This window comes from Sphaerothrix gracilis Ecp01 (assembly GCF_030405905.1).
GTDB classification, from domain to species: Bacteria; Cyanobacteriota; Cyanobacteriia; order Phormidesmidales; family Phormidesmidaceae; genus Sphaerothrix; species Sphaerothrix gracilis.
On the sequence record NZ_JASATW010000002.1, the window covers coordinates 124,252 to 149,386 of the forward strand.

General features: G+C 53.1%; 24 protein-coding genes and 1 tRNA gene. 7 read left to right on the plus strand and 18 right to left on the minus strand.

The genetic code is table 11. The features are described from left to right. Positions 1-299: 299 nt before the first annotated feature. The 4 genes from QJQ48_RS02420 to QJQ48_RS02435 form a co-directional block, all read right to left on the minus strand. Entirely contained in the window at positions 300-686 is a 387-nt protein-coding gene (locus QJQ48_RS02420) for a hypothetical protein (RefSeq protein ID WP_346289591.1), read from the minus strand. Between the two features lie 259 nt (positions 687-945). Continuing rightward, positions 946-2,394, minus strand: coding sequence for a glutamate--tRNA ligase (gene gltX, locus QJQ48_RS02425; protein ID WP_346289592.1), 1,449 nt, complete (start codon positions 2,392-2,394; stop codon positions 946-948). Between the two features lie 21 nt (positions 2,395-2,415). Beyond that, positions 2,416-2,489: transfer RNA gene (locus QJQ48_RS02430), tRNA-Asp, on the minus strand. Between the two features lie 81 nt (positions 2,490-2,570). Further along, positions 2,571-4,151, minus strand: coding sequence for a TM0106 family RecB-like putative nuclease (locus QJQ48_RS02435; RefSeq protein ID WP_346289593.1), 1,581 nt, complete (start codon positions 4,149-4,151; stop codon positions 2,571-2,573). 229 nt (positions 4,152-4,380) lie between these two features. Here QJQ48_RS02435 and QJQ48_RS02440 point away from each other — a divergent pair, with 229 nt between their 5' ends. After that, a complete protein-coding gene (locus QJQ48_RS02440; protein WP_346289594.1) occupies positions 4,381-5,604 on the plus strand; it encodes an aminotransferase class V-fold PLP-dependent enzyme in 1,224 nt (407 codons plus the stop codon). Positions 5,605-5,606: 2 nt separating this feature from the next. Continuing rightward, on the plus strand, positions 5,607-6,788 hold the full coding sequence (locus QJQ48_RS02445) for an ATP-binding protein (RefSeq protein WP_346289595.1): 1,182 nt from the start codon (positions 5,607-5,609) through the stop codon (positions 6,786-6,788). A 6-nt stretch (positions 6,789-6,794) separates the two neighbouring features. Here QJQ48_RS02445 and gatC read toward each other — a convergent pair whose 3' ends face one another. The 10 genes from gatC to argS form a co-directional block, all read right to left on the minus strand. Further along, positions 6,795-7,088, minus strand: a complete 294-nt coding sequence (gene gatC, locus QJQ48_RS02450) for an Asp-tRNA(Asn)/Glu-tRNA(Gln) amidotransferase subunit GatC (RefSeq protein ID WP_346289596.1) — start codon at positions 7,086-7,088, stop codon at positions 6,795-6,797. An 80-nt stretch (positions 7,089-7,168) separates the two neighbouring features. Beyond that, positions 7,169-7,690, minus strand: coding sequence for a photosystem I assembly protein Ycf3 (locus QJQ48_RS02455; protein ID WP_346289597.1), 522 nt, complete (start codon positions 7,688-7,690; stop codon positions 7,169-7,171). 112 nt (positions 7,691-7,802) lie between these two features. After that, a complete protein-coding gene (locus tag QJQ48_RS02460; RefSeq protein WP_346289598.1) occupies positions 7,803-8,249 on the minus strand; it encodes a hypothetical protein in 447 nt (148 codons plus the stop codon). Between the two features lie 120 nt (positions 8,250-8,369). After that, positions 8,370-10,079: a putative bifunctional diguanylate cyclase/phosphodiesterase gene (locus QJQ48_RS02465; RefSeq protein ID WP_346289599.1), complete on the minus strand. Its 1,710-nt coding sequence runs from the start codon at positions 10,077-10,079 to the stop codon at positions 8,370-8,372. Positions 10,080-10,310: 231 nt separating this feature from the next. Further along, positions 10,311-11,663: a 3-phosphoshikimate 1-carboxyvinyltransferase gene (gene aroA / locus QJQ48_RS02470; RefSeq protein ID WP_346289600.1), complete on the minus strand. Its 1,353-nt coding sequence runs from the start codon at positions 11,661-11,663 to the stop codon at positions 10,311-10,313. Positions 11,664-11,718: 55 nt separating this feature from the next. Beyond that, positions 11,719-12,111, minus strand: coding sequence for a DUF4174 domain-containing protein (locus tag QJQ48_RS02475; protein WP_346289601.1), 393 nt, complete (start codon positions 12,109-12,111; stop codon positions 11,719-11,721). Positions 12,112-12,264: 153 nt separating this feature from the next. Continuing rightward, positions 12,265-13,254, minus strand: a complete 990-nt coding sequence (locus QJQ48_RS02480) for a carbohydrate kinase family protein (protein ID WP_346289602.1) — start codon at positions 13,252-13,254, stop codon at positions 12,265-12,267. A 105-nt stretch (positions 13,255-13,359) separates the two neighbouring features. Continuing rightward, on the minus strand, positions 13,360-14,331 hold the full coding sequence (gene sds / locus QJQ48_RS02485; protein ID WP_346289603.1) for a solanesyl diphosphate synthase: 972 nt from the start codon (positions 14,329-14,331) through the stop codon (positions 13,360-13,362). Between the two features lie 836 nt (positions 14,332-15,167). Next, the gene (locus tag QJQ48_RS02490) at positions 15,168-15,575 is read right to left on the minus strand and encodes an ACT domain-containing protein (protein ID WP_346289604.1); all 408 of its coding nucleotides are present in this window, start codon (positions 15,573-15,575) and stop codon (positions 15,168-15,170) included. Position 15,576: 1 nt separating this feature from the next. After that, positions 15,577-17,334, minus strand: a complete 1,758-nt coding sequence (gene argS, locus QJQ48_RS02495) for an arginine--tRNA ligase (protein WP_346289605.1) — start codon at positions 17,332-17,334, stop codon at positions 15,577-15,579. Between the two features lie 220 nt (positions 17,335-17,554). Here argS and QJQ48_RS02500 point away from each other — a divergent pair, with 220 nt between their 5' ends. The 3 genes from QJQ48_RS02500 to QJQ48_RS02510 all read left to right on the plus strand — a co-directional run bounded on the left by QJQ48_RS02500 (position 17,555) and on the right by QJQ48_RS02510 (position 20,592). Continuing rightward, positions 17,555-18,451 (plus strand): UbiA family prenyltransferase, encoded by an 897-nt coding sequence (locus QJQ48_RS02500; protein ID WP_346289606.1) that lies wholly within the window; start codon positions 17,555-17,557, stop codon positions 18,449-18,451. 231 nt (positions 18,452-18,682) lie between these two features. Next, the gene (locus tag QJQ48_RS02505) at positions 18,683-20,071 is read left to right on the plus strand and encodes an SGNH/GDSL hydrolase family protein (RefSeq protein WP_346289607.1); all 1,389 of its coding nucleotides are present in this window, start codon (positions 18,683-18,685) and stop codon (positions 20,069-20,071) included. 182 nt (positions 20,072-20,253) lie between these two features. After that, positions 20,254-20,592 carry a hypothetical protein gene (locus QJQ48_RS02510; protein ID WP_346289608.1) on the plus strand — a complete coding sequence of 113 codons (339 nt, stop codon included), beginning with the start codon at positions 20,254-20,256 and terminating at the stop codon, positions 20,590-20,592. Positions 20,593-20,624: 32 nt separating this feature from the next. On the opposite strand, the gene QJQ48_RS02515 is transcribed toward QJQ48_RS02510, so the two are convergent. Next, positions 20,625-21,119, minus strand: a complete 495-nt coding sequence (locus QJQ48_RS02515; protein ID WP_346289609.1) for a DUF4278 domain-containing protein — start codon at positions 21,117-21,119, stop codon at positions 20,625-20,627. A 94-nt stretch (positions 21,120-21,213) separates the two neighbouring features. On the opposite strand from QJQ48_RS02515, the gene rarD reads away from it, so the two are divergent. Continuing rightward, positions 21,214-22,122, plus strand: a complete 909-nt coding sequence (rarD, locus tag QJQ48_RS02520; protein WP_346289610.1) for an EamA family transporter RarD — start codon at positions 21,214-21,216, stop codon at positions 22,120-22,122. A gap of 36 nt (positions 22,123-22,158) precedes the next feature. On the opposite strand, the gene QJQ48_RS02525 is transcribed toward rarD, so the two are convergent. The 3 genes from QJQ48_RS02525 to QJQ48_RS02535 all read right to left on the minus strand — a co-directional run bounded on the left by QJQ48_RS02525 (position 22,159) and on the right by QJQ48_RS02535 (position 24,096). Continuing rightward, entirely contained in the window at positions 22,159-22,575 is a 417-nt protein-coding gene (locus tag QJQ48_RS02525) for an HHL1-like protein (RefSeq protein ID WP_346289611.1), read from the minus strand. Between the two features lie 84 nt (positions 22,576-22,659). Continuing rightward, complete coding sequence (locus QJQ48_RS02530; protein ID WP_346289612.1) at positions 22,660-23,607, minus strand: DMT family transporter; 948 nt, start codon at positions 23,605-23,607, stop codon at positions 22,660-22,662. 66 nt (positions 23,608-23,673) lie between these two features. Then, positions 23,674-24,096 carry a Fur family transcriptional regulator gene (locus tag QJQ48_RS02535; RefSeq protein WP_346289613.1) on the minus strand — a complete coding sequence of 141 codons (423 nt, stop codon included), beginning with the start codon at positions 24,094-24,096 and terminating at the stop codon, positions 23,674-23,676. Between the two features lie 240 nt (positions 24,097-24,336). Between QJQ48_RS02535 and QJQ48_RS02540 the strand changes: the two genes are divergently transcribed. Further along, positions 24,337-24,894 (plus strand): peroxiredoxin, encoded by a 558-nt coding sequence (locus QJQ48_RS02540; RefSeq protein ID WP_346289614.1) that lies wholly within the window; start codon positions 24,337-24,339, stop codon positions 24,892-24,894. Positions 24,895-25,135 lie beyond the last annotated feature (241 nt).

Sequence of the window (25,135 nt, forward strand, 5' to 3'; positions counted from 1 at the left end):
CAGATAAAGCGGGTTTTTCTTAGAACTTTTTCTAGACGGAACGTGCTGTCGGCTGACAAGGACAGTCACTGGTTCCTTGAATAATTAACTTGTTTATGAGACTTATCTTAACTAAATTTAACGTGTTTGTTTCAAGTAAATCAATCTTTGGCGCGGCTAATTGCCCCAAACCGTAGCTTTTGTCTCTCTTCGGTGGGAACAAACTGACGCTCAACCACCTCCTAAATTGCTTAAGCTAGTCAGCCAGCAGTCTCAGAAATAGGCAATGGCTCCATTATGGAGGAAGGGTCAGGAAATCGCTAATCTGTTTGGCGGATTGTTAGCTGGTAGGGATAGTAGGCCGCTTGCTGGTACGAACCTACCCAAATACTGTAGGTGCCTGCCTGCCACTGTCCGGCGATACGAGGGTTGTGATCGGAGGCATCGTCGTTGCACCACGTACCCCCGCTGCCTTGAATCACCAAGGTTGTATCACGCTGACTAACGGCCTGAATTTCTAATCCTGCAAAGAAATCGCTCAAAACTAAGACGTGATCCGGCTGCTCGCTAATGAAGCCATTGCAGGGACCTGTGGGAGTTTGGGCGCTACCGACGACGGCCTCAGATGCCACTTCGCCGCCGCTGACGCCGCTGCGCTCAGTCGGGTTAGGTTCAAAGTTAGGAGACAGCCTAATTTCTTCAAGCATGCCGTTTGTCTCAGCTAGACCGCGTTCGGGTATCCCCAATAAGAGACTGAGAGATACAGCAGAAAGACTCAGACCTGTCTTCAAAATCCAACTTTGCATGGCGCTAAATATGAGTAAAGGAACTTACAGTCCACCCTGTAGTAAATCTTTACTCTGTTTTAGTTAATCCAGGCCTAAAAGATCTAAGACAAATGTCGGTAAGCGGGTACGCTGCTTGGCGGATAAAAGGTTCTGTCCTACTCTGAGCGACCTGTTGACGCTAGGCTGCTAAATCAATCGCCGCCTGCAGGCGGGGCTGATCAAACCCGCGCTGATGCAAAATCAGCCAGGAATCCACTAGATCCGGCCCTTGCATATCGGCCATTAAGGCCGCTCTAAGCGATCGCATTACCAGTCCCTTCTTCACGCCTTCCGCCTTAGTGACCTGATTGATCAGATTCTTAGCATCACTGCCGGATTGTAGTGGCATGCTCGCTTGCAGTGCCGCTAAAACTGCTTGCAGCAGCGGTGCCACACCATCTTGCTGGAGCTGCTTCTGGGCCGCTTCGCTGAAAGGGAGAGTTTCGCTGAAGTAAAAATGACCTAAATCTACCGCATCGGGTAGGCGCGTCAGACTGGGGCCAATCAGTGCCGCGATCGCCTCTAGCCAGTCCCGATCTGCCTGGTCGTCAAAGGCATAGCCAGCCGCTTGCCAATAAGGAGCAATCTTGTCTAGAAGTGCTCCCGGCGGCACTTCATGCAGGTATTGGCTGTTGAGCCAGTCCAGCTTGTCCCAGTCAAACTTGGCTCCCGCTTTATTAACCCGATCAAAGCTGAATTTCTGGGCGGCCTCTGCCAGGGTAAAGCGCTCCTCCGCGTCCGGAGGTGACCAGCCCAGCAGGGTCATGTAGTTAGCCAGTGCCTCGGCAGTAAAGCCCATCTGCTGAAAGTCTGAGATGGAGGTGACGCCATCTCGCTTGGACAGCTTGGCCCCAGCCTGATTCAAAATTAAGGGCGTGTGGGCAAACTCTGGAACGGTTGCCCCTAGAGCCTCATAGAGCAAAATTTGCTTAGCGGTGTTGGCAATATGATCTTCACCTCGAATCACGTGGGTAATTTTCATATCCACGTCGTCAACCACCACCGCAAGATTATACAAGGGTTGACCAATGGCTTGGCTAGAGGAGGCTCTGGCAATCACCATATCGCCGCCCAAATCGCTGCCCTGCCAGGTCATCGTTCCCCGCACCAAATCGTTCCAGCGGATGACCCGGCTATCGTCTATCTTGAAACGCACAACCGCCGGACGCCCTTCAGCTTCATAGGCCGCCTGCTGCTCTGGAGTTAGATCCCGGTGACGATTGTCATAGCGGGGGGCTTGGCTTTTCGCTTTTTGGGCCTCGCGCATGGCTTCAAGTTCTTCAGGGGTGTCATAGGCGCGGTAGGCTAGCCCTTGATCGAGCAGGGTTTGAATTGCCTCTCTATACAAATCCAGCCGCTTAGACTGAAAGAACGGTCCCTCGTCCCAGTTCAGCCCCAGCCAGGACAGTCCATCCAAAATGTTTTGGGTAAATTCAGGCCGCGATCGCTCCTGATCGGTATCTTCGACTCGCAAAATGAACTGGCCGCCCTGATGACGGGCAAAAAGCCAGTTAAAAACGGCGGTTCTAGCCGTCCCAATGTGAAGATTGCCCGTCGGACTGGGCGCAATACGAACGCGAACAGACATACGTTAATAAGCTAAATTAAACGGGCCTGACGGGATTCGAACCCGCAACTTCCGCCGTGACAGGGCGGTGCTCTAACCAATTGAACTACAGGCCCCCATTCGAGGCGATCTCTATTGTGCAGACAGAGGTTGCATTCTGTCAAACATTTTTTTCACCGCGATGCAGCAGCAATTCGCTAGGCTGTCCAGAAAGCCTGGGCAAACTCGACTAGCCAGGTTTTGATGTAGTATGTCGCCCGGCAGTCATCCTCGTTATAGCGCAAGATGGCCTCTAGGTGGGCGCGATTGCCTGTCGTTAACCAGTCGTCATACCAGCAGATTGACTGGGCACCGTTAGCGCCTGAATCCCGCCAGTCAAAACCAATCCAGCGGGCAATATGCTTGAGGGCATAGCTTTCGATCGGCAGCGTCACCGCATCCGTGAAGCATTTGTGTACGTCCACGAAGCGGCTCAGCAAGGCTTGGGTTTCTCTAAACGGGGCACCGAATTCCTCTGCTAGACGTTTGACCGTCTGAGCTTCGTAGGGACAAAAATGATAAATTGGGGCTTCCGGATATTGCTGCACCAGCGCTCTAAACTGCTCCCAGGCCAACTGTTCCTGAGCGGGTTCTTCCGCTAGCAGGGCGTGGAAGGTTTCGCTTTGTTGGCGGTGGTCAACCACCAGCACCCCATGCAGATAGACCAAATTTTTGTCTGGAGCGGCTTCAATGTCAAAGTACAGCTCCACATCGCCACAGGGTAGATCCGTGGGTGCTAGCGGAAATCCATAGGGGCTATGAGGAGACAGGCGCGCGATCGCCTGATTGTTTAGCACTGCCTGAGCCTGATGAATCAGCTTGGCCGCCACCTGCTCACCAAAGCCAGGGAGGGAAGCTAGCCGTGAGGGATGGGCCTGGGACAGAGTGCTCAGCGTGGTTAGATTAGCCGCTTGCAAATGGGTATAGCGGGCTGGCGTGACCCCTGGAATTAGAGACAGATGCTTTTGCTGTTTTGCCTCCTGATGACAGTGGCTAAACCAGGGGCACAAATCGCAGCGGCTGTGGGCGATAAAGACGTCGGGTACCTGAGACTGATGCAGGGTTTCAATACAGTCCTGCAGCAGTTCTTCCATACGGGGAAGCTGCTTGGGCAGGTCAGTTTCATAGGCTTTACCGCTGCGCAAAATAAGCAGGCTGGTTTCCGGCCAGCGTCCTTGCACTTCTGCCAAGATGTAGGCGTGAAAAGCGGCGATTAACTGATATTCCAGCTTCGGCTTTTTGCCAAATTTGATATCGGCGGGCACATAGTGCCAGTCACCAAAATAAGCATTGCCCGGTTGCCGAATCAGCAAATCAGGACTGCTCATTAGCCGCAGGCTGGGTTCAATCTCGTAGATTAGAACGCCTTGGCTGATGTAATCGACGCCCTGCTCCATGAGCTGATATGTGGCTTCAGCTCGCTCTAATCGATTGGCGGCTACGGGTTCATAGAGGGGCTGGTAGTCTTGCAGAATACTTTGACGATGTTCGGCGCTGTCCTGCTTCAGCTTTAGCAGATAGTCGCTAGCCGGATCGCGGCGGCTGGCATCGCCGTGGAGGTCAAGAAAGGCGCGGCGGCTGCAGCGGTGATATTGAAAGAGTCGATTGTCGGTAATCCAGTGGGAACGAGTCCCAGTATTGACTGCAGGCGTCTGTAGATATCGGGGCAGCCTTCTCGGTGGAGCCGAGATGTTCCCCCCAGCTCCTGAAAAATAGGGCAGGGGATGACTAGCAGACAAAATTTTCTATATCAAAACAGATGGGCAGATTGGCTGTTGAAAGCACGTCTGATTGGGAGGGCATAAACACTATTGCAGGAGAAAAGGATTAAGCTTGCCACAATCACCCTTCCCCTAACGATACATCATTCGCTTCCAAATGCTTACCTCCTCACACAGGATTATTCAGCTTCAGAACACAAGTTAAAGTGAAAAGGCAAATAACAGGCTCTTAATTCCCCCCAACCCTATGTCAGTTTCTTCTCCCGCTTTGCCTGGGCCTGCCATCACTAAAATTCATCGCCAGCAGTTTTCGGCGCTGCAGAACAAGCGCTATTTCAACTTCGGCGGACAAGGCCCGATGGCTCAGGCGGCTTTAGAGGCTATCCACGCAGCTCACCAGCAGATCCAGCAGAAGGGACCTTTTTCCCAGGAGGTGAACCACTGGATCAACGAAACGACGACAACTGCGCGGCAAAGCATAGCCACCGAGTTAGGGGCCGCAGCGCCAGCGATCGCGCTGACTGAAAATGTGACGGTGGGCTGCAATATTGCCCTTTGGGGGATCGCCTGGCAGGCGGGCGATCGCATTGTGCTGAGCGACTGTGAACATCCCGGCGTGATTGCGGCAGTTCAGGAGATTAGCCGTCGCTTTCAGGTGGAAGTTGCCGTATGCCCAGTACTGTCTGTGGCCGATCCGGCAGAGGTGCTGGACAATGTGGCTCAGTCCCTCACGGATAGGACGCGCCTGCTGGTGATTAGCCATATTCTCTGGAACACTGGGCGATCGCTGCCTCTTTCAGAAATCGTCGCTCTTTGCCATCAGCATACGCCCGATCCGGTTTGGGTTTTGGTAGATGCGGCTCAGTCTGTTGGCGTTTTGCCTCTGAATCTGACGGAACTCCCAGTTGATTTTTACGCCTTCACCGGCCATAAGTGGTGGTGCGGTCCTGCTGGCGTCGGTGGGCTATATGTTCGGCCTGAGCTGTTGGATTTTCTCCATCCCACTTTTATTGGCTGGCGCGGCATTACCGTAGATGGCGCGGCTAATCCTGCTGGCTGGCAGTCCGGCGCTCGGCGCTTCGAGGTGGCGACTTCAGACTATCCGCTAATGGCTGGCCTCAAAACGGCGATCGCTATTCAAAACCAGTGGGGTACGGCTGAGCAACGCTATCAGCGAATTTGTCAGCTTAGCCAGCGGCTGTGGCAGCAGCTAGGAGAACTGCCCAATCTTCACCGCCTCTGTGCGACTCCGCCACCGTCCGGCCTGGTTTCTTTTCAGCTCGGCTCAGCCGCCGCCCCCAACCAGAAGCTGCAAACTCAGCTCGTACAGCACTTAGAAAAGCAGGGCTTTTTCGTTCGGACGCTGTTAAATCCTCACTGCGTTCGAGCCTGCGTTCACTATCTCAGCCTGGAAACTGAGGTCGATCAGCTCACTCAGGCGATCGCAGACTTTTTAGCAGGTCAGGATTGAGAATGAACATTAGTCAGGCGCTTCGAGATAAAAGCAAACCGATTATTCAAGACTGGATTAAATCGGTCGAGCAAGAAGCAACGATTCAAAGCAGCCATGATTTGAGCCGCAAGTCCATGCTGGACAGCCTGCCCGGTTTGCTCCGGACAATGGCTCAGTGCTTGGATCAGCCTGCAGCCGATCTGCATCAGCTTGCTGAAACCGGCGTTGAACATGGCAATCACCGCGCCCAGCAGGGATTTAACGCCGATGAAGTTGCCACTGAATATCGCCTGCTGCGACAGGTGATTTTGTCTCATCTCGAAGCTGATTTGCTGCAGCTCTCTCAAGTTCAGCTTCTCTCTAGTGTTCGCAAAATTGATTTGCTCTTGGACATTGTGATCGGCCAGTGCTTTAAGTGCTACGCCGACAATCGCCTGCAGGAGCTAGATGATATTCGCGGCCAGCTGCTGCTGACCAATCAGGAACTCGATCGCCTGATCACTTCTCAGCAGGAAGATATTGTTCATCTAGCTCACGACTTGAAAAGTCCGCTGACTGCAATTATTGGCTTCTCAGATCTGTTTCTCCGACAGCAGCGCCAAAGCGAGCAGGCCAGCGATTCCCCCCAAAACCTAAGAAGCATTGAGCAGGTAGTCAGCAATGCGCGGCGGCTGTTGCACATCATTAACGATGCTTTAGAACTGACGCGCTATCGCTCAGGTAAGCTGAAGCTCAACCCGGCGCCTAACAGCATTGCCCTGCTGCTGCATGAGGTGATCGCGGCGCTAGAACCTCTGGCCCAGCGCAAAAATCTGGAGTTGCAGGTGAACAATCTTTTTCCAGAGCAGGCCGTCTGGATTGATGCCTTGCGGTTTCAGCAGCTATTGACCAACTTGGTCAGCAATGCCATTCGCTACACAGAGTCCGGTGGCGTCACTGTCACCTGCCAGCAGCGCCGTGAAGAGCAGATCTTGGTGACGGTGACCGATACGGGCATTGGCATTGCTGCCGCAGAACAAGGCCGCATCTTTGAGCCATATTATCGGGGTGAGTATGCCCTGAGGCTGCCCGATAGCACAGGACTGGGGCTAGCGATTGTGGCTCAGGTGGTTGAACTTCTACAGGGGCAGATCGCGGTGCAGTCCGTCCCAGATCAAGGAACAACCTTTACAGTTGAACTGCCACTGCAGTGGGCTGAATAACCGAAATTAGTCCGCCTCTCCTAAGATTTTCGGCACCTTGAAGAAGCTCTCTTCCCGCTCTGGAGCGCGGCTGAGCAGGTCTTCCCGCTCGGCAAATGACTGTAGCTGATCGCCCCGCGTAATATTGCTCACCTCGATGGCGCGGGTAGTCGGCTCTACAGCTGCGGTATCTAGCTCGTTAAGCTGCTCGAAATAATCCAGAATATCGTTGAGCTGGCCGGTAAACTGCTGCTCTTCCTCAGCCGAGAGTTCTAAACGCGCTAAGTTAGCGACTTTGCGAACCTGATCTAAGTCAATCATGGAGCTGTAAATCTAACGTTTTGACAGATAGGGTTGATAGTCCTCCAGGGCGATCGCCTTAGAGAAGTACCCGGCGCGGATTAGTAGAAAACGTCGGCCTTCATCCGGCCAGTATTTTTCAACCAGTTTTGGGCTTCGATGTAGTTATTAGGAGCAATGGTGATGGCTTCTAGCCAATAGGCTGCTGCCTGATCGTACTGCTCATTGGCGTTTTGCGTATCGCCTTCGGCCTCAGCCTGTTCGCCGCGATAGTGATGGATAACGGCCATGTTGTTGAGCGCCTGAGGTAGTCTGGGATTCAGCTCTAGAGCTGCCTGGTAGCGTTCCAGGGCTTTGTCATGTTCGCCGTTGCTGGCATGAATCAGCCCCATGTTATAGAGAATGAAGCTGCGATCGTAAGGATTTTCTTCCAGCTTCAGGGCTTCATCGTAGTTCTGCATAGCTTCAGCGTATTCGCCGTCCGCCTGAGCTGACATGCCATCGCGGTAGTAGGCAAATGCTTCCTTGGCGCTCTGCTTGGTCGGCATCAGCTTCAGGATCAGATCCGCCATGACGGTAAAAGACTTGTCAATGAAGTTATCGTTGCGCTGGCTCCTGGGCATAGGTATCCTCTGCAGGTGTCCGACAAAAGTAGGGGAAGGAAAATGGCTCGGCCAAACCGTGTTTTTCTACTTTAGCGCTGATGGGTGAGGACTGAAAGACTCCGTTACAGAGCTAGGAGGAGATTGGTTCCTGCAGGTGTAAGCCCTGATGCAGGCAGCTGACCAAATCTGCCAGGGTGTGAATCTGGGTTTCATCAAAGCCGTCACTGATATCGACGCCGAAGGTAGCGCAGAAGTCATCACAGAGGGTCATCGCCCAGTCAAACCAGCAGATAGCGGGAAATTGTAGATCCTCAACTAGGCGATCGCCGGGGCGCAGTCGCCCGGTTTCTAAGCCTGAATAGTCCTGCAGATGGGTATAGACAAAGTCAATTAAGTCTGAGGAAAACGCCTGGGAGTTGTTCTCGCTACCCTGCCAATAGCTGCTAAACCACATTTCCAAGCTGAGTCGCTCCCGCGATCGCAAGGCTTGCTTGACCTGCTGCCGCAGTTGTAAATCTGGGCTGAGTTCAGGGTAGGTACTGATACTGGAATAGAGATTTCTGAGCTTTTGCCACATGGGTTAAAACGGCTTTGCACAGGACGTTCAAGCCTCTTCTAGAGTATGCCCCGGTGGCCTAAATCACCAACTGCCCGGCCAATAGTCTGTCGCTTCAATAACCTGGTCGTGAACACGGCGCTATTGCGATCGCAGCAGATTTTGCATGTCCGGTTCTGACAGGGGTGGACTGACAAAGTGGCCCTGCACCATGTCGCAGTCGTTAGCGATCAAGAAGTCTAGCTCGTGGGGTGTTTCGACTCCCTCGGCGATCACGCTTAGCTGTAAATTGTGCGCCATCTGAATCACCGCAGTTAGAATAGCGATGTTTTTGGCATCTGCCGTAACGCCTCGCACAAAGCAGTTGTCAATTTTGAGCATGTCAATGGGCAACTGCTTCAGGTAGCTCAGCGAAGAATAGCCAGTACCAAAGTCGTCGATGGCAATACAAAGACCAATCGCTTTAAGCTCTTGCAAAACTCTTACCGCTGTTTCGGTATCCTGCATCAGCGCGGTTTCAGTTAGCTCTAGTTCTAGGCAGTCGGGACTCAGCTCAGTGTCCGTCAGGATTTGAGCAATTGTGCGGGTCAGATGGGGCTGATTGAACTGAACGCTAGACAAGTTGACGGCAACGCGGATAGGCGGCAGTCCCTTGTGCTGCCAGGCGCGGGCCTGCTGACAGACCGTACGCAAAATCCACTCGCCAATGGGGACAATCAGCCCTGTTTCCTCAGCCAGGGGAATAAACTGAGCCGGAGAAATATAGCCCTGTTCTGGGTGCCGCCAGCGGATTAGGGCTTCTGCGCCGGTAATTTTACCTGACTTGAGCTGCTGCTGCGGCTGATAGTAGACCTCAAACTCTTGGCGCTCTAAGGCATAGCGTAGCCAGGTCTCCAGCACAATTTCGTCATTGGAAACCACGGGCATATCTGTACGATAGAACTGATAGTAGTGGCTCTTTTGCTGCTTGGCCCAGTCTAGGGCCGCATCGGCCTGACGCAGCAGTACGTTGATATCCTGAGTATCTTCCGGGTAGAGGGCGATGCCGATGCTGGTGGTGACAAATACCTCCTGTCCTGGCAGGGAAAAGGGCCGTGAGAGACAGTCAATAATTTCTTCTGAAACTTCTACCACGGCCTGACGATTGCGAAAAGACGTCAGCAAAACAGCAAACTGATTACCCGTCAGGCGGGCAATGGTGGCGCTTTTGGGCAAGCAGGCGGTCAGCCGCTGGGCGGTGGCCTGCAGCAACGTATCTCCGGCGGGGTAGCCCATGACGTTGTTGACCTGCCGCAGGCGATCGAGGCTGACCGAAATCAGAGCGACCCGCTGATTGCGCTGAATCGCTTTTTGCACAGACTGCGAGAGTCGCTGATACAGCAGCCGGTGGTTAGGCAGATCGGTGAGGCTGTCGTAGTGAGCTAGCCGATTCAGGCGTTCGGCAGTGTGCCGCAAAATATTGACGTAGCGCTCGGTGATGGCATTTTGCTTGTCCAGGCGAGCGGCGATCGCCGGTAGGAGTTCTGCGTCAGAAAAGGGTTTGACCAGGCAGTCATCCGCCCCAAGTTCCATACTTTTACGCAGGTAGGCAGCATCGGTGCGATCGCTGAGCAAGATAAACGGCAAGATCGCTAGCTCAGAATCCTGCTGCATCTGAACCAGCACATCATGGCCCGTGATATCCCCGAGCGTCGTGGCGCAAATAATCAAATCAGGGCGCTGCTCTGACGCGAGCTGAATACCAGAGTGGCCGTCTACAGTCGCTGTGACAGCATATCCTTCAGTTTCAAGCAGTTGCTGCAACTCTTCACGAACCGCAGCATCATTTTCGATAACAAGAATTTTCTGCATGGATGCTATTAGATGCTGGAGCCTCCACTGCAGTGATGCAAAGCTAAAAGTTTAGGGACGAAGAAGTAGACGTGTGTGTACACTTGGGCAATTCATCTCTGTTGTTAGTAGAAAAGATCTGTCAGCGCTTCAAGCGTGGTCAGTCGCTAATGAGCCGTACGGAGAACAGAAATCAATTGAGCACCCTTTGTAAGATCTTAGCTAGCCGCTGCCTGATAATACTGAATTAAATTAGGCTGGATGACAAATCTTTGCCAAAGTTTCAGTAAAGTCAGGATACGAAATAGCGGCGGCTTCTGCACGCTGAATGGTTGTAGTCTCCTTGGCTCTAAGGGCCGCTATGGCTAAGCTCATAGCAATCCGATGGTCAGTATAGCTGTCTAGCTGATTTCCTTGAAGGGAGTCTCCCCCCTCAATCACCAGTCCGTCAGGATTTTCGCTAACGGTGGCTCCCAATTTTTGCAGCTCAGCAGCCATTGCCGCTAAGCGATCGCTCTCTTTTACCCGGAGTTCTGCCGCATCGCGAATCGTGGTTCTCCCCTGAGCAAACGCTGCGGCGACCGCCAAAATCGGCACTTCGTCTATCAGACGCGGAATTAGGCTCCCTGCTAACACGCAGCCCTTGAGCGGTCGATAGCGCACCCGCAAATCGGCTACCGGCTCGCCTGTCACTAAACGTTCATTTTCCAGAGTAATGTCAGCATCCATCTGAGCCAGCGCCTCTAAAACCCCGGTGCGGGTAGGATTGACGCCAACATTCTCAATCACCAGCTCTGATCCAGGAATAATCGCCGCTGCTACCAGCCAAAAGGCGGCTGAACTAATATCACCGGGGACAATCACGGTTTGGCCCGTGAGCTGGGCCGGGCCGTGGAGCGTGACGCTGTGGTGCTCTGCGTCAATACTGAGGTCAGCGCCAAAGGCTCGCAGCATTCGCTCGCTGTGATCGCGGGAGAGACTGGGTTCGCTGACAGTGGTTGCCCCGTCTACCATCAGCCCGGCCAATAGAATACAGGACTTGACCTGGGCTGAGGCAATAGGGGAACGGTAGTGAATCGGGCTGAGGACGGTGCCCTGAACAGCCAACGGCGCTAGCGAATCACCCTTACGCCCCCAAATCCTTGCGCCCATCTGGCTTAGAGGCTTGACAACGCGAGACATGGGACGCGATCGCAGTGAGTCATCCCCGGTCACGGCAAAAAAGCGCTCCGGCTGAGAGGCTAATAGCCCCAGCATTAGCCGCAGCGTAGTGCCAGAGTTACCGGCATCTAAAACCTCGGCTGGCTCTTGTAGATTGCCAACGCCTAAGCCTTTAACTTGGATCCACTCTGCCTCCAAATCGGAAATCTGCGCCCCCATTGCCCGAAAGCAGCGGGCGGTACTGCGCGGATCTTCTCCCAGCAGCAGTCCCTTGATCCGGGTTTCGCCCTGGGCGATTGCCCCCAGCATCAAAGCCCGATGAGAAATAGATTTGTCGCCGGGGACTTGAATGCGACCTTGAAGCGCTAAGCCACCGGGCGGCACCGTAATTGTCAGGGTTTGGTGCGGTGGGGCCTCTGTCAGATGAACGATACCGGCAGACATGGATTCACAGCTTTAGATAGGCGCTTGTGATTTTACCGCTTTCTGTCAGAGGTTCTCAGTTTTGGGCGGAAAGTTCATGCTGCCGCAGGGGCATGGCGTCGATGGTGCTGAACAGATCCTCAGGCTGAATTGGCTGGCGATCGCGCCGCTTTACCGTACCGTCCTTGCCGATCAGCAGCACTGCGAACTCTTGCGGATCGACCGCAAACCGTACGCCGAGCCGAGCCGCATCTTTAGCGCTTAGGGGCTGTCCGTTGAAGGTGCTAGCATCAGTCACAAAGATTTCAACTACAAGCAAATCTCGCTCCTGGAGTCCTGGAGTACAGTCAGCCAGCAGCGCTTTTTGCCGCTGATAGGTGGGCGTACTGAAGGCTGGCGAAAATATGAGCAGCAGCCGATTCTGCCAGCGGTAACTATCCAGATGGAAAGGGGTGGCCGGAGTGTTCATGGCAGCAGGTGGGTGAGTGGGCGTCTGTTGGCGGAGAGGGCTGTGACTTCTGCAAAGCAGGGGATACCCCACAGACCAGATTCTCTCTGTTCTAACGAAGTTTGAGGAGAACACCCAGAGTCGCAAGACGGATTTTCTCGCTCCGTGGCAAACTCACTCTCCGGCCTGAGACTGCTGCAAATAGAGAAAAGCTTCAACTTCCGGCGCTGAGGGCTGAGCCGCAATCGCCCCTGCTCGCGTAGTGGTCAAGGCGCCGACAGCGCTGGCATAGGCAACTACCGAGCGAGCAATCGCAGGATCGCTGAGCTGAGCGGGGCTGACCTGTCCTAGCTTGTGGAGAAAACCCGCTAGAAAAGCATCCCCAGCGCCTGTCGCATCTTCACTATCGACGGCAAAAGCCGGAAAGCGATCGGCATGGCCTGCTAGCCAGTAGTAGCAGCCTGCTGCTCCCGCTGTGATTAGTACCCCTTTCAGCGTAGGGAGCTGCTGGGCGATCGCGGTTGGATCCTGGGTATCAAACAGCCAGTGGGCTTCGTCTGCCGAGAGTTTTAACCAGTCTATCCCTGGCAAAATTTCCCGCAGGGTAGCCGGAGCGATTTCTGGCTGCGGCCAGAACATGGGTCGCCAGTTAATATCAACCACGGTCATAACTGAGTGAGCCTGGGCCTGCTGCAGCGCCCACCGCATGGCTGCCCCGGTCAGTTCATAGGCCAGTCCTAGCGTGCCCGTGACTAAAAACTGAGCCGAGTTAAATAAATCAGGACTCAGCGGCTCAACAGCCAGTTGGGCATCGGCAAACTGAGCTGGATTGGGTTGGCTAAATCCGGCAAAGGTGGGGCTACCCTGGCGATCGCGCAGTACATAAACCTGGCGAGTCGGGGCTTCAGGATGCTGCTGCAGGTCAGCACAGTCAACGCCACAGTTCTGCAGCATCGCTATCAGGGCCTCTCCCCATTTGTCAGTACCCACACAGCCGACAAACTGAGTCGCCGTCCCCAATTTAGCCAGCGCGCAGGCAACGTTAGCCAGCGCGCCGCCGGGATAAGGTGTCCAAGATTGAACCTCAGCCAGGGAGACGCCAATCTGATCGGCTAAACAATCAATTAACGCTTCGCCTAAACAAATAACCTGGGAATCACTCACGGATACCCTCTGTTTAGAATTTAACCTAGCCTACCAGAGCCAAGTTCGCTGCGTCTCACGGAATTACAGCTCAAGGCAAAACGGCGCTAATGCAGGTGCCAATTTTTAGTGCAGTCGCCTGAGGACATAGTTGGCGATATCCAAAAGAGCCTGCCGCGACTCAGAGGCCGCCAATCCGGCTAGACAGATGTTCGCCTGCTCGATGTGCCTAGCAGCTAGCACCCGCGATCGCTCAATTCCCTGCGTTTCGTGGATAGTCGCAATAGCTTTGTCAAAATCATCGACTTCGGCAAACTCGCGCTCAATGATCTGAGCCAGGGCTGGCTGCTCTTCCATAGCGTAGAGCACAGGCGCAGTTAGATTGCCGCTGCGCAGATCGGAGCAGGCAGGTTTTCCCAGTGTCTCAGTTGAACTAGTAAAGTCTAAAATGTCATCTACGATCTGAAAGGCCAGTCCCAAATTGCGCCCGTAGCCATAAAGCTGCTCTTGCAGGTCATCAGAGACATTGCTGAGTACGCCTGCCGCTTTGGCACTGTTGGCCATCAGCGAGGCGGTTTTGTAATAGCTCTTCTCCAAGTAAGCCTCAATGCTCAGCTCGGTATCAAAGCGATTCAAGCCCTGCTGAATTTCGCCTTCTGCCAGATCCATAATTACGCGGGAAAGGAGCTTGACTACCTCTAAGTTGTCTAGGTTGGCCAGGTACCAGGAAGACTGAGCAAAAAGAAAGTCGCCGGCTAAAACCGCAATTCGATTGCCAAAACTGCTGTGAACAGTCGGCACGCCTCGCCGCATTTCTGACTCATCAACCACATCGTCATGTACCAGGCTGGCGGTGTGGATCATTTCGGTAATCTCTGCCAGTCGTCGATGCTTGGCGGTTAGAGAATGATCTGACAGGGTAGCGCGAGACAAAAGCAGCACCACTGCTGGGCGAATGCGCTTGCCGCCAGCCCCAAACAGGTGATCGGCAGCGGCGTGCAGAATAGGATGACGCGCCCCCACAAGACGCTTAAGATTTTCCGACAGCAAACTCAAGTCTGCTTCAACAGGAGAAAAAAGAGAGATGGCTGAAGTCATGGATAGCCGACTCAGGCAAGTTATTAACGAAATTTTACATTATCTTTCTTCATTCTAAGCTAAGCCCTCTGGATGTGAAATGGCAACGGCAGAGTTTGGCGATCCCTGTGCGTCTGTTGGGGACGGCTGCGCTGAATTGCGGCAATTTTTTATTTTAAGAAAAATTAAGCGATCGCGCCTGAATATTGGCTCAATAGCTGCCCTCAAAACCGAGGAGATCCCTTTTCTGACAGGACTTCTGAGTTTTGTTAAGGCTCACTCATAATTTTGCCAATCCCTAGCAGATGTATGCTAATCTATACGTAAGATTTCCGAAAAACTTAATAATCTATTAGCTCATAAATCATTATGAGTTGAGGTCATAAGGTTTGAGGCGGAGTGCTCTCGCTGCTGCTTGCGAGATGTTACAGCTAAGCGGTCATTAGACTGTACGAGCTGGTTTTCTGATAGGAAAAATCTTTTGCAGACTATCTTGTCAGAAGCAAACGGGCGAGTTTAGACCACTCTCAGTCGGCTGGTAGCAAGCCAAATCGCTTGCTGCAAGTCTGAATCCAAAAATCGCAAAGTCTTTTGCGAAATATCTGCGCATAGATTGTTTGGGCGATTAACAAGCCTCCGGGCTTATTTGATGCCTGAAATGTTTGTGCAAACTTTTTTCCTATGTAAATTTCCCTTTCGCTCTAACCACACGCATCATGAACTACGGCGCTGTCCCCTTCATCATTCCTGTATTAGCCATTGTCTATCTCTTAACAATTTACGGTCTGCTAACTTTGTTCGCAAAGCGATCGAGCCGACAGAGTAAATCTGAAAGCTAGCCGCCACTGAAAACAGCTTTATTCGGCTGCCCCTTCTGCTGAATTCAGGATTACTCGGTGTCTCTGTCCCAGGATAGCGATCGCCGCTTTGACTTGCCGCTGCCGTACTAGCAGATAGTCCGTGTTGTAAGTTGAAACGGCAAAGATGCTGATCTCAGCCTCGGCCAAAGGAACCAGCAGCGAAGCCAGGATGCCCGTTAGGCTAAAGTCTAGCGGGCCAGCCACTTGAAAAGCCTGCCAGGGGCGATCGCAGACTACGCCTTCGGGCACTTGCGCCTCGTCGCAGACAAGCGAAAGTTCTTCGTCAGTGCGCGTAACTGACAGCAGAGACTGGCTAACAGCCCAGTCTGGAATGGCAGCAGTGGCAGCAAGACGGCAGATTGCCAAGCTTTGCGGCAGCAGGATCAGGGTTTGCGGGGCTGCCATTTTACATGCGCTCTAGCACCTGAAGGCCCAGCAGCGAGAGTCCCAGCCTGAGCGTTTTAGCGGTCAGATCGCACAGCATCAGCCGCGAAGTGCGCTGCGGCTCATCGGCCTGCAGCACAGAACAGCGATCGTAAAACTGGTTATACTTCTGGCTCAGCTCAAATAGATACTGGCAGAGGCGATTGGGCATTAGCTCCTGTTCGACTTCGGCCAAGACCTCATCAAGCTGCAGCAGATGCTTAGCCAGCGCAAATTCCGTTTCATCGTCTAGATGAATCTGAGCCTCTTCGCCTAAGGTGTCGAAGTCAATGCCTCCTTTGCGGCTGATGCCCTGCACCCGCACATAGGCATAGAGCAAATAGGGAGCGGTGTTGCCCTGCAGCGCCAGCATTTTGTCATAGCTAAAAATGTAGTTGCTGGTGCGGTTCTGGCTGAGGTCAGCGTACTTGACGGCGTCAATCCCTACCGTTTCAGACACCGTTTGCACAAACGCTTCGGACTCTTGCCGCGCTTCGTCGGCAATGCGCTGCTCTAAATCAGCCTGCGATCGCCGCACGGCCTCATCTAGCAGATCCTTGAGGCGCACTGTCTCCCCTGAGCGGGTCTTAAACTTTTTGCCATCTTCTCCCTGCACCAGACCGAAGGGCACATGCACCAGCTCCACCTCTGCCGGAATCCAGCCCGCACGACGGGCCACCTGAAAGATCTGAGCAAAGTGATTGGCCTGCCCGATATCGGTGACATAGATAATCCGATCGGCTTCGTCCTGCTGAATCCGATAGCGCACGGCAGCTAAGTCGGTGGTGGCGTAGTTATAGCCTCCGTCTGACTTACGCACAATCAGCGGCAGTGGCTCCCCTGACTTATTCTGAAAGCCCTCTAGAAAAACGACCTCAGCCCCCTGATCGGTTTCCAGCAGCTCTGCGGCTGCTAAATCTTTGACCACATCGGCGAGCAGCGGATTGTAGAAAGACTCGCCTCGCTCGGTGATTTCAATCTGGAGGCGATCGTATATCTTCTGAAATTCCTGCCGCGACTGGGCACAGAGAATCTGCCAGGCTTTGCGCGCTTCCAGATCGCCTGCCTGTAGCTCGACGACTGCTTGACGAGAGGTTTCTCTGAAGTCAGCGTCGTTGTCAAAGCGCTGTTTGGCTTCTCGATAAAAAACAACCAGATCGCCTAGATCAATATCACCTGAGTCTGTAATCGCTTCTGGGCAAACCTGGCGCAGATGGGTAATCAACATGCCAAATTGGGTACCCCAGTCCCCGACGTGGTTCAGCCGCAGCACGTCATGGCCCTGAAATTCCAGCACCCTGGCAATGGAGTCGCCAATGATGGTGGAGCGCAGGTGGCCGACGTGCATTTCTTTGGCAATATTGGGACTGGAAAAATCCACAATCACCTTCTGCGGCTGCTTAGCCGGTGCAACCCCCAGTCGCGGATCGGCCTGTACCTGCAGCAGCAAATTTTCTAAATAGTCTGTCTTGAGCGTCAGGTTGATGAACCCCGGCCCGGCAATTTCTGGCGGCTGACACAGGCTACTAACGTCAAGGTGCTCGACAATCTGCTCGGCGATCGCTCTGGGCTTCTGCCTGAGTGGTTTGGCTAGAGACATGGCGACGTTGGCCTGATAGTCACCAAACTTAGGATTGTTGGTGGGGGCCAGAATGGGGTCAGTATTGGCCCAATCAGGGCCAAAAGCCTGCACCATAGCCTGCTGCAGCGCAGTTTTGAGTTGAGCGATCGCAGATTTCATTGATTAAATTACCAGACGGTCAGCCAGTTCAAATTTAGGCTAGAAAGGGTCATATTCATCTATATCTTATCGGCATCTTATCGGGGGGGCGGCGTTGCGGTGCTGGGCAAAGTTGAGGTCGCAGTAGAGTCGGGGATCCCCCACGTCAGATAGACACCACCTAGGCTGAATTTACTTAAAATTTCTTAATAGAAGAATTAATGCTCTGGCCCAACTTTTCATGCCTCTTACCGAGATCAGCTTTTGGCGCGATCGCTTTACTGGGCGATCGCTTTACGATACTTTTCTCAACCTATTTATCTACTCCAATGTCTGGGTTGCCGGGGCGATCGCTTCACTGGTGTTTTTTGTTCAGCACACCCTAGGGCTAGCCTGGCAGTGGCAGCCTATGCTGCTAATTTTCACGGCAGCGCTAATTCCCTATAACCTGGATCGGGTAATTGACACTTACGTCCAAAAAATTCCTGATCAGCGAGCGCAGGCTTTCTTTCAGCAGTCCGGCGTCGTAATTCTGTTGGGGTTAGCCAGTTTAAGCCTAGCCTGGCTAATTTATCAGGCCCCAGTGAGGGTGCGCTGGGTTTGCTTAGGAGGGCTGGTTCCGCTGATCTACGGCATTCCCCTGTGGCCTATCTATCGTCAGTCTGAGTGGCGCTGGTATCGCTTGAAAGATATTCCCGGGGCCAAAGCCTGGATTGTGGCGGGCACGATTACCTATGCGGTTGTAGCCGTGCCGTTGGCTTATACCGAACACCCTTTTGATCTCGCTAGCGGTTTAGTCAGCCTGTTTCTGCTTATTTTTATCGGCAGTAACTCTCACACCTTTGATATCCGTGATGTCGTTTCCGATCGCCATCAGGGAGTATTCACCATGCCGGTTCTGTGGGGAGTTGCCAATACGCGTCGGTTTTGGACAGGGGCCAATCTACTGCTGCTCTGCCTCTTGACGGCAGGCTGGGGCCAAGACTGGCAGATTCCTGCGCCTGTCGTAGTGCTGCCCTCAGTTGTGCTGACGCTCATCTACCTGTGGCAGGTAGAGCCGGAGACACCTCGCAACGCTTACAGCATCTGGGTTGACGGCATTCTAGTTGTGCCTGCGCTGCTATCGCTGATAGATTAGTGCCCACTGATTTTAATATCGCCATACAGGCAGCCCTCTTTCGCAACTAGCTCCAGACAGGAAACCGGAGAAAAGGTGACAGACAGTAGTACAATCGACAGGCATTCCGGCTCGGCGTCATCTTTGGTTGTAGTTAAAAGCAGATAGATTGGTCGCAGGCCGGGCACATAAAGGGTTGCTCTAGCGTCTATCAGAGACGCACTGCGTGAAAGGAGACGAGGACTGCCACCCATGTTGTTTAATCGCCGCCGTCGTCGGTATAGCAGCCGTTATGAGCGTAAATCGCGGAGGTTTCGCTGGCTACCGGCTTTGCTGTTAATTATTGGCATTCCCATCGGGGTTGAGCTACTGGCCCGGCTGGTTGTCAATATGGCAGGACTGACGGACAAGCTTACCCTCGATCAGACCGCGCCTATTATGCAAGCCTATGAGCTGGGCTTCGTTGATCCTGAAGGCGATACCTATGAAAGGCTGCGCAGTGAGGGTGAACTGGCAGCGGCGCGTAATCCACTGCTGGGCTATCGGCTTTTGCCTAGCCAAACCAGTGACTTCTGGACAATCAACCCGCAGGGCTTTCGCGACACGGATCCAGTTACGCCGGAAAAAACTGGGGATGAAGTCCGCATTTTCGTTTTGGGCGGCTCTACAGCCTTTGGACAGCTCAGCACAAACAATGCCGCCACTTTTGCGGAGAAGCTAGAAGCGCAGCTCAACAATCAGGTCGCTCAACAAGCTGCTAACCCAGGTCAGTTTCAGCCTGCAGTCCTGCCTTACCGCGCCGATCAGGTCACAGAGGCACTGGCCTTACCGCCGCGCATTCGGGCCGGGCAGTATCGGGTCGTCAATGCGGCCATTCCGGGCTATGCCTCAGGTAATGAGCTGGCGCTGCTCGTGCAGCATGTGGCTGCTTACAATCCCGATATTCTAGTTGTCATCGATAGCTATCCTGACCTGCTGCTGCCCAGCAATCAGCCCGGTACGGATATTCCAGGGATAGAGTCAGCCCTGCACGATGAGCAAGAGTCGCTAGGTCGTCGCTTCAACCGCCGAGTCAGCCAGTGGTTTAATCATCTTTATAGTGTCCAGCTCGTCAAGTACTACACGCCTCAGGCAGAACGTCCTGACGCCAGCTCAATTCGGCCACTCAATCTGCTGACTGGCGAGGTGGATGGGCCGCTCAGCCAGCAGCTAGCGGCTGATGAGACAGAGCTGAATCAGCGGGTCAACCGCTATCGTCAGCACCTGTTGCAGATGGTGCACTGGACTTCCGGAACCCGCAAGCGACTCATTGTTGGCGTACAGCCAGAAATCACGGGGCGAGCCGCTGAGGCTCTGACAGCGTCGGAGGCGGCCATCGTTGAAGAGCTGGGCGACGACTACACTGAGCGCGTTCAGCAGGGTTATGCCAAGCTAGCAGAGGCTGCGACCCAGGCAACTCAGGCTTCCGAAAATGCCAAAGCCTTAAATCTCTATCGTCTCTATGAGACTTTTGAGGGGCAGGCATTCCATAGTCCAACGGGGCTAACCGATGAAGCGAATACGGTATTAGCAGACACGCTTTATCAGGCGATCGCGGCTGATTTAGCCATTTCTCCTCAGCCTTTTGGCTCAGCACCATAATTCTTTTTCAAAAGGATTTCGTCTTTTTGTGGCGTTTTCGGGGGTGAAAGCGTAGATCCCTCTTGGGAACGATGTTTGTTTGAGGTAACTCCTTAGTATTGGATTTAGTTTAAAAAGCACGTTGATTAATAGAGTTATTCACGTTCTTTTGACTAAGCCCTGATAAAAAAATAGGAGGTGCCATGAGCACACACGACGCATCTAATGATACTTACGATCGCAAAATCGTCCCTGCTGAAACCGCTGCTCGCAAAGAACGGGAAGGCAAAGACTACAAAAAAACGCCCCACGACCAGGGCAAGCCGAATTCTGATGGCTACACGGTCGATAGTGAAGGTTTAACCAATAACTTTGCCATCGAGCCTGAGATGTATGTCGATGAACCCGGCGATTTGCGGAATGAAAAAGAAGCAGCCGCGGCTGAGCGCACTGAAGAAATGGCCGAAGTTAACCAAACCGACGAAGAAGGTCGGCTCAGCTCTGGCTCCGACAAACGTGGCAAGGGTACAGGCGTCATCTAGCGCCATTTGATAGCTGCCGCCTACGGATGCCTTTAGCGATCGGTATCTGAAGCTGGCGGCCTGATTTTAACACCCCTGTAGGTCAGCTCAGGGGTGTTTTTGCTGACTTTGGGGCTGTCAGTTTGTCGCGGTTCGGTTGGGCTATCAGCCACCTTTGATTTAGGCTCTTTGCACCAAGGCTGACCGCGATAAATACCGCTAATTTCAGCCCGCTCGGCGGACTGCTGCGGCTGAATTTTATAGCGCACGCCACGATAAACCAGACCTTCCTTCTGAACGGTGTCTGCCTGCTGCACCGATTTTGAGGTAGTTTTAGGTGACGGCGATCGCCGCTTTGCGTCAGAAGCCATCTCTGGCGCGGCAGGGGGGCGTAGATTGCTCTGCAGCGACAGCCACTGAATTCCCATCAGTACCAGCAGCAAAACGCCCACTACAATGACCCAGGGGGCTGTTAAAATTCCTGCCAGTAGGATTGAAAAAGCAGTGAAGACGGCAAAGGCGATCGCCAAGAGAATCAGCAGTTCCATTGAGCTGAGGCCCCTGATTTAGCGTCATGATATCCCTGATACTAGATCATTTATTGACCAGCAGCCGTTCATTCATTACTTAATCTAAAGTCTTTTGCAGCGCTTTTTGCCGTTTCTGTCCACTGCGGGCCAGCTCATCGGAGCCGGCCCGCTATATGCTGTGCTAGCCTACGGCGCTTGGGGACTGCTGCCCATCTACTGGAAGCTTTTGGGAGCAGTACCGGCTGTTGAGGTGCTGAGCCATCGCGTTGTTTGGTCGCTGGTTTTTCTCAGCGGCATATTGGCGCTGCAGCAGCGACAGGCTGAACTAGCTGAGCTGCTGCGATCGCCCCGGCGGTTAGCCATCCTGGCTTTGACAGCCGCCCTGCTGTCATTTAACTGGGGCCTCTATATCTATGGCGTCAATAGCGATCGCGTTGTGGAAACCAGCCTGGGCTACTTTATCAATCCGCTAGTGAACGTGCTGCTAGGGTTCCTATTTTTTCGAGAACGACTGCGCCGAGGGCAGGTACTAGCCGTTTTGCTGGCTACCCTGGGCGTTGCTAATTTCATCTGGCAGTTTGGGGCCGTGCCCTGGATTGCGCTGGGGCTAGCCTTTTCCTTTGCCTGCTACGGCCTACTGCGAAAAATAGCGCTGGTGGCCCCTATGGTGGGGCTGGCCGTCGAGACTTTGCTAGTGACGCCGATTGCGATCGCCCTGATTGGCTACTGGATAGTCACGGATACTGGCCAGCTCGGTACCGACTGGCGCATCACGCTGCTGCTGGTTGGAGCTGGCGTTACCACCTCGCTGCCCCTGCTGTGGTTCAACCACGCCGCTAAGCAGCTACGACTTTCCACCCTAGGCTTTTTCCAGTACATCGCGCCTTCCCTACAGCTCGCCGTCGGCGTTTTTCTCTATCACGAACCGTTTACCCCGGTCCATGCCGCGACGTTTGGGCTGATTTGGACGGCGCTGCTGGTTTACTCAATCACGGCTCTGTGGCGACGGCCGGCTCTGTGAACTGCCTGATGCCACCAGGCACTCCACCTCATAAGATTACTGGCGCTGAAACAGAGAGGTGAGGCGCTGCCCCACTGCGGCGATCGCAGAAGATACCTGACCGCCAGGCTGCGTAGCCAACTGAATCGGTTCGTCCTTAAACTCTTTGAGACGATAGCCATATTCCAGGTGGTCTTTGTTTTTACGCAGAACCGGGTAGAGGCGAAAAGCGCCCTGGAGTAAATCTGCCTGGCTGGAAAAAATAGCTTTGTTAATTTGCCTGGAACTCTTTGTGGCGATCGCCCCCACCGGATACCAGGTATTTTTTCCCTGAATCCGAATATAAACTTCATAATCTGGGGTGCCATCAGCCTGGAGCTGTTCGTACTGCTTGGCCGCTTTGGCCCGTTGGGTTGCACCTTTGGAGGTTTTTTTGGGCGGTTTAGGCGGGCCGAAGCCAAGTTGGGTAGACATAGTGGTGAGTCTAAAAGCGTCAGGAAGCTTTCAAAGATGAAAATCATTTATAAAAGTTTACAACTTTTTCAGCTTGCTGAACGGCTAATCTGCAGGAGCGGCTTTTTCCTGGCTTAGGAGAGCCACGCTCAAGGTCACAACGCCAACGCCTATTAGCTGCAATCCGCTGAGGCTTTCCTGAATCGCTAGCCAGGCCAACAGTACTGTCAGCGCCGGATTACTGGCCCCCACCATTGAGGCCCGAGTCGCCCCGATTAGACGAATGCCAAAGTTATTCAATAAGTGGCCCGTCAGCGTAAAAATTGCTGAAAGCACGCCGCCTATCCACAGCCCCGTCCAAGCCAAAGACGTGAACTGTTCCCGCCAAAACAGCAGGCTCAGCCACGAAAGCCCCAGCGTAATTGAGAAGCTCAGCCAGGTAAAGGGGACGGGATGCACAGTTTCAAAGCTTTTTTGGGCCGTGACTCCGTATAGGGCATAGGCCAAACCTGACGCGATGCCCAAAGTAGCGCCTAACCAGCTAGTCTGGTTAAGCGTCGTTCCTGTAATCGGTAAGGTCAAAAAGCTGCCCCCTAAAATCAGTGCCATGATCACCCAGCGGAACCGAGAAGGGCGGGCACCAAAGAACCGCCAGTCCAGTAGGGCTGTAAAGGCGGGATAGGTAAAAAACAAAGTTAGGGCTATGCCGGTCGGGATAAGGCCAATCGCGACATAGAGCAGGGCCAAATACAGAAACATAAAAACGCCGCCAGCCACCGCTCGTCCCAGCAAACCTCGCTGTTGGGGCGTTGCTAGCTGCCGAATCTCTGGCCAAGCAGATGCATACAGCTTTGGCATTAGAGTGGCTAGCAACGGTACCACTACGACCGTGCGCATAAACAGCAGCAAAAATGAATTCTGCAGCGTTGGCTCAACAAAACCGCCTACGGCAACAAGGCCAAAAAGGTTCTGCTGATTAAATAGAATTCTGACGATTACATTCTGAAAGCAAAAAAAACTAGCGGCTAGCAGAACAAGCAAAAAACCGAGCACTACATTGGCCAATAAAGGTCTGCATAACCGAGTTAAGCACGTCTACTCGTCAGCCAACAGCGATCGCTAGTGACTGCAGCGATCGCAGAGGCCATGCACAGTAATCTCGTAGGCTTCGGCCTGAAATGCTGAATCTACCTGGCTGAGGTTTAAATCTGGAAAAGCATTCCACTCAATATCTTGAATAGCCCCGCACTGGCGACAGACGGAATGATGGTGGGCTTCCGTATTGGCGTCATAGCGAGAAACGCCGTGCTCTAGCAGCACTTCGCGCACCAATCCCGCTTCGCAAAGCGCCTGCAGTGAGTTGTAAATCGTTGCCTGGGAAGAAATGGGCAAGTCTCGGTTGAGATCAACTAAAAGCTGCTCGGCGGTCGGGTGATCGGTGCGATCCAATAGGTTGGCATAGATTGAGTATCGCTGAGGGGTGATGCGCAATCCTTTAGATTTAAGTGTTTGAGTGATAGGGTCTGCTAAACGCTGACTCATGGTATAAATACCAGCTTTACCTTAGCCGTTAAGTTCCGCTCTGCGATCGTAACGCAGAAGACGTAGCGTACAGGGCAGCTAAAAGCAACTCTTATATAAAAAAATATATTCTTTTTGAGGACTTATAGTTTTACACTTTTTCTAAAAATAGAATTATTCTAATTTACAGGCATTCAGTTAAGCGGCTGAATCTGCACAGCCTGTAGGCTGAATTAGTTTTTACAGTTAGTGAGGTATTGCATGACAGTTGTTAAGCGCGTTCCAGACGTTGTATTTAAAACCCGTGTCCGAGATGAGTCCGTAGAAGGCCCTAACCCCTTCCGCTGGCAAGATCGCAGCACCCAAGATATTTTTGGCGGCAAGCGTGTAGTTCTCTTCTCTCTGCCGGGTGCTTTCACCCCCACCTGTTCCTCCACTCACCTGCCCCGCTATGAGGAGCTTTACGACGAGATTAAAGCTCAGGGCGTAGATGAGGTAGTCTGCATTTCAGTGAATGACGCCTTTGTCATGTTCCAGTGGGGCAAGCAGCAGGGTGCTCAAAATGTCTTTTTGCTGCCTGATGGCAACGGCGAGTTTACCCGCAAGATGGGAATGCTGGTAGACAAATCCAATCTGGGCTTTGGGATGCGCTCTTGGCGCTACTCAATGGTGGTCAATGACGGCGAAATTGAGAAGGTCTTTATTGAGCCTGATTTTGGCGACAACTGCCCCACCGATCCGTTTGAGGTTTCTGACGCTGACACCATGCTGGCCTATTTGAAGGGCGCTGAAGTTTCCCAGCCCGCTGGCGTTGCTTAATGCGCTCAGCCTGATATCAGTTGGATAATAAGGCTCTCTGGCGTGCGCGGCTTCAATGTCGCGTGCGCCTCTTTTTCTTTCTATGGTGATTTATGGCGATAGACAACTGATAACTGAGAGCAATTCTCTGCCGTGAAGCCCAAGGTTTCGCTGCCTAGACGAAGCCTGCTCAGACAATTTGGCTCGAACTGAGCGCCTCTGAGACAGATCTTATTTACCCTAAGCATTGATGAAGCTCTTG